The sequence below is a fragment of the Variovorax cryoconiti genome (assembly GCF_051216395.1).
Taxonomy (GTDB): domain Bacteria; phylum Pseudomonadota; class Gammaproteobacteria; order Burkholderiales; family Burkholderiaceae_C; genus Variovorax.
On record NZ_JBPJZI010000038.1, the window covers coordinates 1 to 1,255 of the forward strand.

The following is a 1,255-nucleotide window of genomic DNA, read 5'->3' on the forward strand; positions in this document are numbered from 1 at the left end:
ATGTGGAACGGCCGCTTCTTCAGCACTGCGATGAACTTGTTGAAGTCCCGCGGGTTCGGGATCAGCGTCATGTGCGAGCCCTGGCGGATCACCAGCAGGCACAGCGTCAGCGCGAAGATGTGATACAGCGGCAGCGCCGCAATGCTGTTGACCTTCGCGAAGTCGCCGGCGCGCGACAGCGCCGGCGTGAACCAGGCCTCGGCCTGCAGCGTTGCCGCGACGATGTTGCGATGAGTCAGCACCGCGCCCTTCGACAGGCCGGTCGTGCCGCCCGTGTACTGCAGGAATGCGATCGAATCGAGCGTGCTCTGATCGGGGCCCAGCGTGCGGCCGCGCCCCTCGGAGATTGCCTGGGTGAACGGCGTCACCGTGCGCCCATCGCTCAACGGCAACTTGTAGGCCGGCACGAGCTTCGCCAGGTGGCGCACCGCCACAGTGATCCACGCGCCATACAACCCACCCAGCAGGTCGCCCATCGAGGTCATGACCACGTGCTTCACGGGCTTGCGCTCGATCACCTTTTCAAGCGTCGCTGCAAAGTTCTCGAGGATGACGATGGCCGTCGCCCCGGAGTCCTTCAGCTGGTGTTCCAGCTCCCGAGCCGTGTACAGCGGATTGACGTTGACGCAGGTATAGCCCGCGCGCAGCACGCCGCACATGGTGACCGCGAACTGCGGAATGTTGGGCAGCATGATCGCCACGCGAGCACCGGGCTCGAGCCCGCGCGACTGCAGCCAGGCGCCCATCGCCTTCGACAGCGTGTCGAGCTCCCCGTAGGACATCCAGCGCTCCATGCAGACCGAGAACGGCCGGTCGGCATAGCGGCCGAAGGCCTCGTCGAACATGTGAGGCAATGAACGGTACTGCTCGGGATTGATTTCGTGCGGTACGCCGGCCGGATAGTTCTGTCGCGCGGATGTTGTCTGCATGCAAGCTCCTTTGGCGCGGATTGTGGGAGGCAGTGCGCCTCCGCCGCCAGCGGGCTTGTCCTAGGGAGCGGGCGTGTGCTGTCGCACGCGCGATAGCTGCGCGGCGACTAACAACCCTTCGAAAATTCAGGCCTTGCCCGATTCGCCCGGCAGCAGTACCCCAGCCTCGATGTCGCACTCGACCTTCAGCGACTCATACAACGGCGTGAAGTCGGGCGCCGTGAAATCGAACAGCTGCGCAAAGCTGTCGATCACGAAGTAGTTGGCCTGGTAGGTGTCGATCTTGTAGCGCGTGCGCATGGTGCGCAGCAGGTCCAGCGGCAGCC

The 1,255-nt window shown here is 64.5% G+C and carries 1 protein-coding gene and 1 pseudogene; both read right to left on the minus strand.

Annotation, left to right across the window (positions count from 1 at the left end; translation table 11 throughout):
• A partial coding sequence (locus ACSFA2_RS25515) for an AMP-binding protein (protein ID WP_435458125.1) occupies positions 1-929 on the minus strand: 929 nt, incomplete at its 3' end.
• A gap of 126 nt (positions 930-1,055) precedes the next feature.
• A pseudogene (locus ACSFA2_RS25520) lies at positions 1,056-1,255 on the minus strand (phenylalanine 4-monooxygenase); the annotation flags it as partial.